Below are 13,020 nucleotides of genomic sequence, written 5' to 3'. Positions count from 1 at the left end.
GCACCAAATTGCCCTGCTCTTTATCAAGTGGCTAATTGACGTTTACGTCAACTTGCTGATATACCCTAGGGTTCATCTTTGCGTCTCATAACAAACACAACGTTGAGGAAGGTAGTCATGTCCGTTCGTGAAATCCCTATGTATATCGATGGCCAGCCAGTCATGTCACAAAGCCAGGATTGGCGTGATGTGGTAAACCCGGCCACTCAGGAAGTGGTTGCCAGGGTGCCATTTTGTACTGCCGAAGAGGTAGAACGCGCGATTGCCAGCGCTAAAACAGCTTTTAAAGGGTGGCGTAAAGTGCCGCTTGGCAAGCGCATGCGCATCATGCTGAAACTTCAGGCACTGATACGCGAAAATACGGCTGAATTAGCCGCGCTAATCACCGAAGAGCACGGTAAAACCTTGCCTGACGCTGAAGGTGAAGTAGGGCGTGGTTTAGAAGTCGTTGAGCACGCTTGTTCAATTACCTCGCTGCAGCTGGGTGAGTTAGCGGAAAATGCCGCTAATGAAGTTGATGTTTATACCATGCACCAGCCGCTGGGCGTTGGCGCAGGTATTACCGCCTTCAACTTCCCGATTATGTTGCCCTGTTTTATGTTCCCGCTTGCCATCGCAACGGGTAATACCTTTGTCCTGAAACCATCCGAGCAGGACCCTAGTTCTACCATGCGACTGGTTGAGCTTGCCCATGAAGCGGGCGTCCCGGCCGGCGTTTTAAACGTGGTTCATGGCGGCCCTGATGTGGCCAACCAAATCGCCGACCACCAGGATATTAAAGCACTCTCGTTTATCGGCTCGACCCATGTGGGCTCCTTGCTTTACGACCGTGCCGCCGCCGCTGGAAAGCGTATGCAGTCGATGATGGGAGCTAAAAACCACTGCGTTGTTATGCCGGATGCTAACCGTAGCCAAGCGATTGATAGCCTACTTGGCTCGGCGTTTGGTGCCGCTGGCCAGCGCTGCATGGCTAACTCTGTAGTGGTGCTGGTAGGTGAAGCGCGAGAGTGGCTGAAAGATATTGAGGAAGGCGCACGCAGCATGAAAGTTGGCCCAGGCACCCAGCGCGATGCCGACTTAGGGCCGCTTGTCTCACCACAAGCGAAAGAGCGCGTTGAGCGCTTGATTACAGCGGGTGAAAAAGAGGGCGCTAAACTGCTAATAGACGGCCGTGGTTGCACGGTAGAGGGCTATCCAAACGGCAACTTTGTTGGCCCAACTCTATTTGCCGATGTGACCGCTGATATGACGGTGTACCGGGAAGAAATTTTTGGACCAGTACTATGTGTGGTCAATGTGGAGACGCTGGATGACGCGATTGCGTTTATCAACGCTAACCCTAACGGCAACGGTACGTCGATATTTACCAACTCAGGCTGGGTAGCACGGCGCTTTGAAACGGATATCGACGTCGGCCAGATTGGTATCAATGTGCCGATTCCTGTGCCCGTCGCGTACTTCAGCTTTACTGGGTCGCGAGCTTCCAAGCTTGGCGACTTGGGGCCGAACGGCAAGCAGGCAATTACCTTCTGGACGCAGACCAAAACGGTCACTGCCCGCTGGTTCGAACCAGAAAATGTATCTAGCGGCATTAATAGCACTATTTCGTTGAGCTAATTGCACCATGGAGAAGCCCCGAGCTAAGCGGGGCTTTGACCGTTTCAACTTATGTGATCTGAAATAACGGCAGGCTTCTTTTTAAAAGTTGGCCGATAGGGCCAAGCTGACTGGCGTGCATAACGAGAATGGTGGGAATGGTCATTTGCGCTGTTGTGCTGTGAGGAACTAACAGTGCAAATTCGCCTTCTTCAAGATGAAACTCATGTAGCTCATGCAGGCCATCGGGCGTTTCACACTGAGAGCAGCGGTAGTTGTCATCTTCGCCATAAACTAAGCGATGATACATTTTGAAGAGCGTATAAATGGCTAAACCGCCTTTCAAAGTAGGCCAGCGGGCAGGTGTGCTGCGCAGCGCGTCAGAAACGATGATGCCATCGGCTGCTGCGTTAGCGAATACGCTCGCCAGTGGTGTTGAGAGGAGCGGCGTGCTAGCGCTTAATGACGTCTCGTGTTCTTGAGGGTTAGGAGGGATCTCGTTAGCCACTCGGTGGAAATCATCTAAAGAGGCAAGCGGGAAGTCTTTGTGCTTTAGGTCACTTGGCTCGAAGCCGCCGTTTTCCCAGCCATGGATAACCCTGAGTGTGGCACGCGCGTGCTGCATAGGCAGTGCAAGAAGGGTATGTAGCATTATCCGGATATGCAGCTGACGCTCATCGGTGTTGTTTTTAAACGCGCAGTAAGGGTCGGCAAAAAGAGTATGCAAGCGCCCAGGCGTATGCTCTTTGGCTTCGGAATAATGCATTTTGGTGTTCCTGTTAATTGCCGTTTGATGCATTTTCTGCACGGCTTATAGGTCATTGAATAGTTGAGAGTATGGACAGCGTTTGCCGCGATTGAAAGTCACTTTGTTTAGTGTTTTGTTACCGTATCGCGTTATCTAACAACATAATTGTTTAAGCAAAACAAAAATTTAAAGCTAAAACAGCAAGTGAGGTGTAGCGATGACTGATCGACTTAGCCGTTTCCGTGTACCAGAAACGCTGGATGAACTACCTGACGATATTCGTGATGCAATATTAGAAGTGCAAAGCAAGGCGGGATTTGTGCCCAATGTGTTCTTAATGCTGGCGCATCGCCCTGCGGAGTTTCGCGCTTTTTTTGCTTATCACGATGCTTTGATGGAGCGTGAATCCGACACGCTGACTAAAGCTGAGAAAGAGATGATTGTTGTGGCTACCAGTGCTCGCAATCGTTGCCTCTACTGTGTTGTTGCCCATGGCGCGCTATTGAGAATTTATAGTAAAGATCCCTTAGTCGCTGACAATGTTGCTATCAATCATCTGACGGCAGGGCTAAGCGAACGCCATCGTGTCATGCTGGATTTTGCACTGCACTGCGGGATTGAGGTTGGGGAGTTCTCTGCCACGTGGCAAACAACCTTAGAGAAAGTAGGTTTTACGCTAGAGGACTGTTGGGATATTGGCGCCATTGCTGCTTTTTTCGGCATGTCGAATCGATTAGTGACCATGGCGGGGACGCCGCCCAATGAGGAGTTTTACTTGATGGGACGCCTGCCGCGTTAGCAGGTTAAATACACACATCTAGGCGTGACTCTCGGATAGATTTTACTAACGCCCAGCCTTTACTAACGAGCCGCTTTCACCGAGGATAGCGTCTCCATTCACTGTCGCCAGGGGAGCCCACAGCTGTTGGGCTGAGAATGCGCACTGCGCAGACCCTGGAACCTGATCCGGTTCATACCGGCGGAGGAAGTGCGACATGCCTTACCTAACGTCAGCCGTACTTGGTGCGGCGCTATTCTGTTTTGCCTTGCTGGGCCTGCGTGCACGTCATGTGCAGGGGTCGCTTGATGACTATGTCACGGCACGAAACTCGCAAACCGCTTCCACACTTGGATTCTCCTTTTTAGCCTCGGGAATGGGCGCCTGGATCCTGTTTGCTCCGCCTGAAATTGGTGCCTTTGTGGGGCCGTTAGCGTTGGCAGGGTATGCCCTGGGCTCTGCACTGCCTTTTATTGTGTTGGGGTTGTACGGGCCAAAAATTCGCCGTGCATTGCCAGAAGGCAGAAGCATCGCCGAATTCGCCCACGCGTGTTACGGCAAAGGTGTGCGTCATTGGGTGCTACTGGTGTCCGTAGCCTACATGGGCTGTTTTTTAGCAGCGGAGCTAACCGCGATAGGTGCTATTACCGCACTGCTTTCCGATGTGCCGCCTGCACTAGTGATTATTGGCGTTGCACTCACTACCTTGGTGTATACGGTGATTGGTGGACTGCGTGCAAGTCTCGCAACGGATCGCTGGCAGGCTTGGCTTTTGCTAGCCCTATTATTAGCCGTAGGTAGTGTGGCGATTTGGCGATTACCCACTATGCCAAGCGATGCAGTCATGCCCTCGATTCCTATCGCAAGCGCGTTGAGTGTTGCCCTGACGCTTGTGATTGCGGTGACCGCCGCCAATCTTTTTCACCAAGGTTATTGGCAGCGTGTCTGGGCTGCCCGGGACGATCAGAGCTTAGGTCGCGGTGCTTGGCTAGGTGGCGGTCTGACCGTGTTGGTTGTGATGGTGATTGGCGGTGTCGGCATTATGGCCGCGATGAGCGGTGTTGCTTTGGGCGAACCCCCTATTCCTTTCTTTGCGCTGTTAACCGATGCGCCTGCCTGGATGGCGTTACCTGCATTGGTGTTGGCCGTCACGTTAGTGACCTCAAGTGTCGATACGCTACAAAACGGTATAGCGTCGCTGATAGTAGGGCGTGGCGGTGAGCGACATGCAGCATCTTTAACGACCGCGCGCTGGATAACGGTCGCACTGATGGTGCCGGTGATAGTTATTGCCCTGCAGGGATTGTCGGTTCTACGGCTCTTCTTGATAGCAGACTTGCTTTGCGCTGCCATTGTGGTGCCTGTGCTGCTTGGCCTGTGGCAGCGAATGACGCCAGTTGCGGCGATTGGCGGCGGCATGGCTGGATTAGTTGGGGCAATACTACCGGGGTGGCTAAGCCAGGGAAGTATTTCGGCTGGCATAATGGCGGCTACCTTTCCAGGCAGTATCCCAACGTTAGGGCCTTTTCTAGGGGCGTTGCTGGCGTCTATAGTCGTCAGCATTACACTGGCCTACCTGCCTAAGCGACGAAGCGCTAGGCCGTAACGTTAAGCCGTGAGCTCAATTAACAGGGACGATCATGATTCGCAGCCTACTAACGACGCCAGAAGGTGACGTGCGCGAAGGCGATGAACGCCTCATCGATGACTGGCAAACAATACCCGGCAGCCACCTATGGATAGACATGAAAGGTGAGTCGGAGGAGTGTGAACGTCAGCTATTGGAAGGTTTTGATTGTCATCCAATGGCAATTCAAGATGCCCACAAAGAGCGTCATCCACCGAAAATTGAAGAGTTTGAGCATCATACCCTGATTATTTACCGAGGTATTTCATCGTTTGATGCTCAGCTAAACTTTGTGCCTCAGCAGGTATGCTTCTTTATTGGGGAGCGTTTTCTAATCACGCTGCACGCTGGTGAAGCGCTTAGTATTGAACGGCTCTTTAATGAGCACGGCAAAACGCTGCTGGCGTTATCTCCTGAGCGTGTTGCACTCAAAGTTATGTACACCTCGGCGGGTTTCTACATCGATAGCCTGTTGGAATTTGAAAGCGAGCTAAGCGACATAGAAGATGAGCTTTTGGAGGCTGGTAATGATGTGCTGATGCGGAAAATCACCACCTACCGTTCACGATTGGTAAAGATGCGCCGTATTTTTAGCTACCACAAAGGCATTACCCAAGAGCTTACTGCCTATGACTATGCTCATTTGCCCCGTGGAGAAAGTGAAACACTGCATGCCATCACGGATGTAGAAGAGCGCTTTGAACGCCTATATACACTGACACAAATGTACTATGACATTTGCGGCGATCTCGTTGATGGTTATATTTCGATTTCCTCTCACCAGTTAAATATCACCATGCGCTTATTAACGGTGATTACTGCCATATTTGTGCCACTGACGTTTATTGCCGGTATTTACGGCATGAACTTTGAGTACATGCCCGAGCTGCGCTATCAGTACGGATACTTTTTTGTCTGGGGAGCCATGCTGGGCGTCGGGGGTAGTTTAATCTGGCTATTTAAACGCAAAAACTGGTTCTAAACCCAAATAGCTGCTCGCCATCGGCGAAAAATTGATAGTTCGCCATGTGGTTTGAGCGCTAGTGTGGCATCCTCGCAGTCGACCAATGACCTGCAAATAACCTGAGAGCCACTTTTATGACCATCATGATTATTGGCCTGCTGATTTTTCTTGGCAGCCATTCTGTGCGTATCTTTGCTGAAGACTGGCGTCAGCGACAAATTGTTAACTACGGCGAAAATACCTGGAAGATTGCCTACTCCGTAGTGTCGGCAGTTGGACTGGCGATTGCTATTTACGGTTTTGGACAAACGCGGCTAGATCCTATCTACGTTTGGCTTCCCCCCACGGGGTTACGCCATGCGGTAGCACTGCTGATGGTGCCTGCCTTTATTATGCTGGTGGCAGCCTATGTACCGCGTAATGCTATCAAAGCGAAGCTTGGTCATCCGATGGCGTTGGCCGTAAAAGTTTGGGCATTTTCACACTTGCTGGCCAATGGACGGCTTGGCGATATTGTCTTTTTTGCGGCATTTTTGGTGTGGGCTATTCTGGCCTTTAAGGCAGCCAAAAAGCGTGATCGCCTGCATCCCACTAATCCAGTACCCACCTCGACTCCCGCAACAATAGCCACCGTTGTGATTGGTTTAATAGCCTATGTTTTGTTCGCGCTTTACCTGCATGTGTTAGTTATTGGTGTACCTGTCTTTAGTTAGTGATTATTAATAAATATTAATGGCGTCAATGGGTTATGCTCGTTGGCGCCGTTTGTATTATGACTATTAAGCGGTGGCAAAAGTTTGCTATTGTCAGCTAGGTTCATCCAACATGTCATAAGGGAGAAATTTATGGCCGAAGCTGCACATCAAGTACCGAAAATGATGTCTGCCATGTTGTTAACAGGCCATGGCGACGTAGATAAATTGCAGTATCGGCAGGATGTCACTACCCCTAAACCAGGGGTGGGACAAGTGCTGGTTCAAGTAACCGCAACAGCCAAAAATAATACCGACCGGAAAGCGCGTGAAGGTCTTTACCCTACGAAAGGCAAAGAGGAAGTGACCTCGTTTGCGATGGGGGGATCGCCCACGCTGACGTTCCCTCGTATTCAAGGGGCTGATATTGCTGGACGTGTGGTGGCTGTAGGCGAGGGGGTGGATGCTGCTCGTATTGGAGAACGAGGCCTGCTCGATTTCAATATTTACGCTGATGAGCGCCGCGATATCAATCTGACGCCAGACTATTACGGCCATGGGGCTGATGGTGGCTATGCTGACTTTGTCGCCGTACCAGCCGATCAGTTTCACCATGTTCCCAACCCTGAACTGCGCGATGCAGAGCTTGCTGCGATGGGGATGTGCTCGTATCAGACGGCTTATCACATGATGACGTCTGCCAATGTTAGCGCGGGCGAACGTGTGTTAGTGACCGGCGCCAGTGGTGGAGTTGGAACGGCGTTAATTCAGCTTTGCCGCATTGTGGGCGCTGTTCCTTACGCTGTCAGTCAGCCGGATAAGGCCGATGCGCTGTTAGCGTTGGGTGCCGAAGCCGTCATTGATCGAGGTGATTTGTCGACGTTTGTTGAGCGTGTATTGGCGACCACTGATGGTAAGCCGATTGATGCAGTGATGGACTTGGTCGGTGGGCAGATGACCGATCTGTTTATCGATACCATGATAGTTGATATGCAAGGTCGTAACAGTTATCCGCGGCTTTCCATTGCAGGCGCCAGTGGTGGCAATATCAGCGAGATTATGTGGACTCGCGTCTACTTGTACCAAGTGCAGATTTTCGGTGTTTCCCATGGCACTCGCGAAGAGGCTGAGCAACTGATTGAGTGGATTCGCAGTGGTGCGCTGAAGCCAGTACTACATGGGGCCTTTAAACTCTCAGATCTACATAACGCTGAACGCTACTTTGTAAATCGTGGCAGTAACTACTTGGGAAAAATAGTTATTGTTCCTGATGCGCAGTGGGAAACCCATGGTGCGCCGTTTGCCCTCACTACCGCCTAGGAGTAGTGCTAATGAAGAATCTGCATACGATTCAGCTGATGGATACCCATGCCGGTGGTGATGTTAGCCGTATTGTGACGGGAGGTATCGGCGTGCTTCCTGGTGCCACAGTACGCCAGCAAATGGAGTTTCTGCGTGATGACGCCGATGGTTTGCGACGGCTGTTGCTAGAAGAGCCGTATGGTATTCCGGAGATGTCGGTAGATCTGTTGGTGCCTCCCTCGCACCCGGAGGCCGTCGCGGGCTATATCATTATGGAAGTCATGGGGTACCCAATTTACTCGGGCTCTAACACGCTGTGTACCGCCACTGCGGTGTTGGAAAGTGGATTGGTGCCCAAGCGGGAAGGGATTCAACGCTTTAAACTAGAAGCACCTGCAGGCTTGGTGCAAATTGAAGCGAAGGTGTCCAATGGCGTGGTGGAGTCTGTTACCTGTGAAGGCCTACCAAGCTATATCGACACCTATCGCGACACGATTCAAGTTCCTGAACTAGGGACAGTGACCTACTCAGTCGCTTACAGCGGTGGCTTTTATGCCTTGGTAGATGCCGAGGAGTTGGGCTTCAAGCTAGTACGCAGTGAAGAGCAGGCGCTTGCCGCTTGTGCTTATAAAATTGTTGAGGCGATCCAAGCGCAGCGTGGCTATTCTCATTACACCCTGGGAGATGTAGGGCCACTGCCATTTTTGCATTTTATGGGGCCGGAAGAGAAAGTGGCGGAAGGCTATATTCGCTCGCGTTCAACAACCTATGTACATCCCGGTGTTATTTGCCGTAGCACCACCGGCACAGGCACCTCTGCGCGGTTGGCGCTGATGAATTATGAAGGTCGGCTGGCAGTCGGTGATAAGTTAGAAACCGTGTCACTACGCGAAACGGGGTTTATTGGCACTTTCACCGGCACGCATCAAGAAGGCGCTTATCAGGTGGTGGAGAATACCACCACAGGCCGTAGCTATGTGTTGGCAGAATCAAAGGTTGTGATTAACTGCGACGATCCGATGGTGGCGTGTGGCGAACTGCATCATATTCTGAGTGACCGACATACACCAGAGAGCTAGTGCTCTTCCTGGCGTAATGTGTCGACATAGCCTGTTTGCTCAAGTCGCTCCCATACCGGGGTCTTCTCGGCCTCGGTCATACTTCCCCAACAGGCGATTTCATCTAGCGTTCGGCCGCAGCCTTGGCACAGTGAAGAGGCTGGATCAATGTTGCATACCTGAATACAGGGCGACAGCGGACGGGGAACGCAACGTTTAGCGGATGAGTCGCTGGACATGATGGCTAAGCTCAATACAGTGGTGAGAAAACGGTGCTAGGCGAGCATTACTTATTCTGCTTATCTCTTATGCGGCGCATAGCATACATTCAGTTCACGCCTTATGAGAGTGGCACTTTACCACGCAGCGACTTCGTTTTGCCTTTACGCGTTTTGTGGTCCACACGGCGTCGCTGTGAACCCTTAGTGGGCTTCGTTGGCCGCCGCACTTTCTGCTGCCTGCCCGCACTTTGAATCAGTGCCTTTAAACGTGCAAGAGCGTCCTCTTTGTTAAGTTCCAGGGTGCGGTAACTTTGCGCTTTGATAATCACCACGCCCTCTTTACTGATGCGCTGATCAGACAGCGCCATTAATCGCTCTTTGTAAATCGGCGGTAGCGTAGAGCGTTGAATATCAAAACGTAAATGCACTGCAGAGGCGACTTTGTTGACGTTTTGGCCACCCGAGCCTTGCGCTCTGATCTGACTAATATCAATTTCCCAGTCCGCTAGCGTCACGTTGTTTGAGATAGTGAGCATCCAGTTCCTTTATGTCGCGTGTAGCCCGTAAGGCTAGCATACTTAGTGCTAAGCAGCCGACGTGGGGCGGGTTAAGGCAGGTGTTGGCATGTCCTCACGAGTACTATGCTCATTGGCTACCTTACGGGGCTGGTTGGGTTGCCCAGCCAGGGGCACAACTTTAAAGTAGCTTGCTACTCTTTATAACCACTGCCATAGGAATACCCATGGATTACTTACTCGATGAACAACCTTTGAGTGCTGGTGTTATCTACCGTTTGCTGTCAGGCAGTGTCTGTCCCAGGCCAATTGCATGGGTGTCAACTCAAGATAAGGACGGCAATACAAACCTTGCACCGTTCTCTTTTTTTAACGTAGCCAGCGTTAATCCCCCCATCCTGGCTTTTTCACCGTTGCTTGATGGCAGTGGGCGGCCCAAAGATACGCTGCGCAATTTAACCGAACTAGCTGAATGCGTCGTGCATATAGGCAATGAAACCTTGATAGAAGCGCTCAACACGACCAGCGCGAGTGTTCCTCCCGAGCAAGACGAGTTCTTATTAGCGGGCCTAGAGAAGGCTGAAATGCCGGGAATCAGCGTGCCACGTATCGCAGGTGCCCCGGTCGCATTTGGTTGCAAGCTGCGCGACTTAATTCGTTTCGGCGATCAGCCATTAGCGGGATCGTTAGTGCTTGCTGAGATTGTCGCTATGCATATTGATGATGCGATATGGGATGGCCGGCATATCAACATGGACATGCTAAAGCCAGTAGGGCGCCTGGCCGGCAGTGATTATGTACGCATCAGTGACCGGTTTACTCTTGAGCGGCCTGCATAATCTAGCTAACCGATGTCATAAGCCTTGTCGTGAGTGGATGTAGTGGATGTAGTAGTGGCTTACTACCCGCTGCGAAGCTGCGCTTGCTACTCTCATTTAACACACCATTCGTGTGCTCTGTGCCTCGACCAATAACGACAAGGAGAAGTGAGATGAGCAACAAACGAATTTTAATGATTACCGGCGATTTCACTGAAGATTATGAAACGATGGTGCCTTTCCAAGCACTGATGGCGGTTGGCCATCAAATCGACGCGGTATGTCCCGACAAGGTCGCCGGTGATACCGTGGCAACGGCTATTCACGATTTTGAAGGTGACCAAACGTATACTGAAAAGCCCGGCCATCGTTTCGCTCTGAACGCTGATTTTGCCAACATTAACCCGGCTGACTACGACGCCTTAGTGATTCCTGGTGGCCGTGCACCGGAATACCTGCGCTTAAACCAGCAAGTACTGGCGATGGTGAAGCACTTCTTTGAAACCCAGAAGCCGGTTGCTGCTATCTGTCATGGCGCCCAGTTACTGGCTGCCGCTAAGGTGCTAGAAGGCAAGCAGTGTTCCGCTTACCCGGCTTGCCAGCCAGAAGTGGAACTTGCCGGTGGCCACTTCGCAAACCTGGAAGTCACGGAAGCCGTGACGGATGGCAACTTGGTAACTGCACCCGCATGGCCCGCACACCCTGCATGGCTTGCCCAGTTTATGGCGCTCTTGGCTAAGTAGTACTGATAGGCTACCCCTTTTGCGCCCAGCGGTATCGAACTCAATACGGTTGGGCGCGTTGCCTGTTAACCACTATGCTAAAGAGCAGAATTTACGCTATAGCAGATCTTGCCTAGTAGCTTAATAGTAGAGTTTGATAGCGGAGAGGGCGTAACGATGTGCAAGCTGTTTATTGATGCCGACCCGGAGCTATGGCGTAGCGCCACACACTCGCTGCGCATTGATGGCATGGTGACCAGCGTTCGTATGGAGAACTACTTCTGGCACCTGCTGGAAGAGATGGCCCAACGCGATGGGATGAACACGGCCCAACTGATTACGCGGCTTTATCACGAGTCAATTGACGCCGGCCACGATCTAGGTAATTTCACCTCATTTTTGCGTGTCTGCGCGCTACGTTACCAAGCGCTACAGCTTAGCGGTGATATTCCAAAAAATGTAGACGTGGCGATTGGCTCGTTGGATGCGCAGCAAATTCTGAGCAGAGAAGCTGCCGCGCGTACTAACCAAATGCACTGAAAGAAATTATTGAAAGAAGTGCGCTGAAATTGACTTTCTTTTGTTAAATCGATCAATAGATGCAAGCCGCTTCAGATAAGGCCGTCATTCTAGCCGCTTAGCCAGGTTATCCAGGAAGGTCTCGATACGCAGCGCGTTGGTGCCGACATCGCTAGCTCCCAGGCGGGATGCTGAACGCATATCCACCTGCACGCTGTTTTGTTGCTCAGAGAGACGAATAATGACGTCATCTTCAAAGCCAAACCAACGGGTCGTGGCGGTTGCTTCGATAGTGTTCTCTGTTATCGCAGCGATCTGCCAGCCGGACGCTTCTACTTCTGCCTGAACTGCCGCAAGAACGGTCGCTTTAGGCGCTGTGGCTTGTAAAGGCCGCACATTTGGATAAGCATTTTGTTGCTGTCGCGCGGTGGCTTCGCCTGGGTAATCAACGGCATTTGGCGCTGCCTCGCGGGCATCTCTTAGCGCAACAAAGCCGGGTGGGTTTTGGGTGTCGGTGGTAATATCATGAATGGGCGGTGCTTGCTGTGCACGCTGCCATTGCTGCCACGGCATATATAACAAGGCAGCGGTTGCAACAATGACGAAAATAGCGACTACGCCAGCGCCCATGCGACGGGTAAAGGCGCTGATAAGCAGTAGCAAGATGCTGATTGCCACGGCTGCGGTTGCTGCATAGACACCGTTGCGCATCAGGTTGAAGGCGTCGCCCAGGCTAATCAACTCCCAGCGATAAGCGGGCCCCGCACCGACCATTAACAGCGCCGATGCTAGCAGTGCAATGACACCCAGCCAAGCCAGCAGCGTTGGCAACACTCCTCCTCTACGTGAACGTGCTGAGCGCTCCTTTGCCATAGTTATTCCCTCATTTTGAATACGATATTGACTCACTTAGCATAGATTGCGCGAGATCATCTGTCTTTGTTAGACGAGTAGGTTAAGACCAGCCATCCTACTATGCTGCTGTTAGCAGTAACGCAAGTATTTGCTGTGACGCAAATGGACGTCAGCTTTGACGATATGAGTTTTGACAATTTGAGAGGCTAAAGAAAGCATGACATTAGCGACTGCATTAGCACCCCCCTTGCGAGAGTTACTGGCGGCGACGCCGAGCAGTGCTTTACCAATGACCTATCAGCAAGCGGCGAATGCGCTAGGCCTTTCGCCACCTAAGACTATTCAACGGATCGCACAGGCACTTGAACAGCTAATGAGAGAAGACGCCGCCGCAGGAAAGCCTTTTATTGCAACGCTGGTGATTAGCCGAAGTGGCCAAGGGCTTCCAGCGGCAGGTTTTTTTGAGCTTGCCGTGGAATTAGGACGTTTTCCCTCAGCGCCTTCCCAGCAAGAAGCGTTTTACTATGCCGAACGCGAGCAAGCCATTAACGAATGGTGTCGTTCTTAGTTTTGAACAGAAAACAGTTTTGAGGAGAAATTAGCTT

Annotated in this window: 15 protein-coding genes and 1 riboswitch; of the genes, 11 read left to right on the top strand and 4 right to left on the bottom strand. The window is 51.6% G+C overall.

Translation table 11 applies throughout. The features are described 5' to 3' along the window. The first annotated feature begins 117 nt into the window (after positions 1–117). Positions 118–1,617, top strand: coding sequence for a CoA-acylating methylmalonate-semialdehyde dehydrogenase (locus IR195_RS14890; RefSeq protein WP_125750476.1), 1,500 nt, complete (start codon positions 118–120; stop codon positions 1,615–1,617). Between the two features lie 49 nt (positions 1,618–1,666). Here the strand turns inward: IR195_RS14890 and IR195_RS14885 are convergent, their stop codons facing one another. Next, the gene (locus IR195_RS14885) at positions 1,667–2,362 is read right to left on the bottom strand and encodes a hypothetical protein (protein ID WP_206047962.1); all 696 of its coding nucleotides are present in this window, start codon (positions 2,360–2,362) and stop codon (positions 1,667–1,669) included. Positions 2,363–2,561: 199 nt separating this feature from the next. On the opposite strand from IR195_RS14885, the gene IR195_RS14880 reads away from it, so the two are divergent. The 6 genes from IR195_RS14880 (at position 2,562) to IR195_RS14855 (ending at position 8,786) form a co-directional block, all read left to right on the top strand. After that, positions 2,562–3,143 (top strand): peroxidase-related enzyme, encoded by a 582-nt coding sequence (locus IR195_RS14880; protein WP_125750470.1) that lies wholly within the window; start codon positions 2,562–2,564, stop codon positions 3,141–3,143. A gap of 99 nt (positions 3,144–3,242) precedes the next feature. Further along, a riboswitch (TPP riboswitch) is annotated at positions 3,243–3,350 on the top strand. After that, positions 3,340–4,728 (top strand): SLC5/6 family protein, encoded by a 1,389-nt coding sequence (locus tag IR195_RS14875; RefSeq protein WP_125750467.1) that lies wholly within the window; start codon positions 3,340–3,342, stop codon positions 4,726–4,728. Its footprint overlaps the riboswitch before it by 11 nt. Positions 4,729–4,762: 34 nt before the next feature. Continuing rightward, positions 4,763–5,731 (top strand): magnesium transporter CorA family protein, encoded by a 969-nt coding sequence (locus IR195_RS14870; protein ID WP_125750464.1) that lies wholly within the window; start codon positions 4,763–4,765, stop codon positions 5,729–5,731. 116 nt (positions 5,732–5,847) lie between these two features. Beyond that, positions 5,848–6,426, top strand: coding sequence for an NnrU family protein (locus tag IR195_RS14865; RefSeq protein WP_125750461.1), 579 nt, complete (start codon positions 5,848–5,850; stop codon positions 6,424–6,426). A 132-nt stretch (positions 6,427–6,558) separates the two neighbouring features. Beyond that, a complete protein-coding gene (locus IR195_RS14860) occupies positions 6,559–7,725 on the top strand; it encodes a zinc-binding dehydrogenase (protein WP_206047961.1) in 1,167 nt (388 codons plus the stop codon). Between the two features lie 11 nt (positions 7,726–7,736). Next, positions 7,737–8,786 carry a proline racemase family protein gene (locus IR195_RS14855; RefSeq protein WP_125750455.1) on the top strand — a complete coding sequence of 350 codons (1,050 nt, stop codon included), beginning with the start codon at positions 7,737–7,739 and terminating at the stop codon, positions 8,784–8,786. On the opposite strand, the gene IR195_RS14850 is transcribed toward IR195_RS14855, so the two are convergent. Both IR195_RS14850 and arfB read right to left on the bottom strand, forming a co-directional pair. Further along, the gene (locus IR195_RS14850; RefSeq protein ID WP_206047960.1) at positions 8,783–9,004 is read right to left on the bottom strand and encodes a DUF1289 domain-containing protein; all 222 of its coding nucleotides are present in this window, start codon (positions 9,002–9,004) and stop codon (positions 8,783–8,785) included. The two genes, IR195_RS14855 and IR195_RS14850, sit on opposite strands and share 4 nt — an antisense overlap. A gap of 101 nt (positions 9,005–9,105) precedes the next feature. Continuing rightward, positions 9,106–9,522 (bottom strand): alternative ribosome rescue aminoacyl-tRNA hydrolase ArfB, encoded by a 417-nt coding sequence (gene arfB / locus IR195_RS14845; protein WP_146942029.1) that lies wholly within the window; start codon positions 9,520–9,522, stop codon positions 9,106–9,108. 206 nt (positions 9,523–9,728) lie between these two features. Here arfB and IR195_RS14840 point away from each other — a divergent pair, with 206 nt between their 5' ends. The 3 genes from IR195_RS14840 (at position 9,729) to IR195_RS14830 (ending at position 11,581) form a co-directional block, all read left to right on the top strand. After that, positions 9,729–10,340, top strand: a complete 612-nt coding sequence (locus tag IR195_RS14840) for a flavin reductase family protein (protein ID WP_206047959.1) — start codon at positions 9,729–9,731, stop codon at positions 10,338–10,340. Positions 10,341–10,492: 152 nt separating this feature from the next. Then, positions 10,493–11,062: a DJ-1/PfpI family protein gene (locus tag IR195_RS14835; RefSeq protein ID WP_206047958.1), complete on the top strand. Its 570-nt coding sequence runs from the start codon at positions 10,493–10,495 to the stop codon at positions 11,060–11,062. A 156-nt stretch (positions 11,063–11,218) separates the two neighbouring features. Then, entirely contained in the window at positions 11,219–11,581 is a 363-nt protein-coding gene (locus IR195_RS14830; RefSeq protein ID WP_125750441.1) for a ribbon-helix-helix domain-containing protein, read from the top strand. Between the two features lie 84 nt (positions 11,582–11,665). On the opposite strand, the gene IR195_RS14825 is transcribed toward IR195_RS14830, so the two are convergent. Continuing rightward, on the bottom strand, positions 11,666–12,433 hold the full coding sequence (locus IR195_RS14825; protein ID WP_206047957.1) for a DUF1499 domain-containing protein: 768 nt from the start codon (positions 12,431–12,433) through the stop codon (positions 11,666–11,668). Between the two features lie 199 nt (positions 12,434–12,632). Here IR195_RS14825 and IR195_RS14820 point away from each other — a divergent pair, with 199 nt between their 5' ends. Continuing rightward, positions 12,633–12,983: a hypothetical protein gene (locus IR195_RS14820; protein ID WP_206047956.1), complete on the top strand. Its 351-nt coding sequence runs from the start codon at positions 12,633–12,635 to the stop codon at positions 12,981–12,983. The last annotated feature ends 37 nt before the right edge of the window (positions 12,984–13,020 follow it).

This window comes from Vreelandella venusta (assembly GCF_015689495.1).
GTDB classification, from domain to species: Bacteria; Pseudomonadota; Gammaproteobacteria; order Pseudomonadales; family Halomonadaceae; genus Vreelandella; species Vreelandella venusta.
The sequence above is the reverse complement of the archived record's forward strand: the minus strand, read 5'-3'. Positions and strand labels throughout refer to the sequence as shown.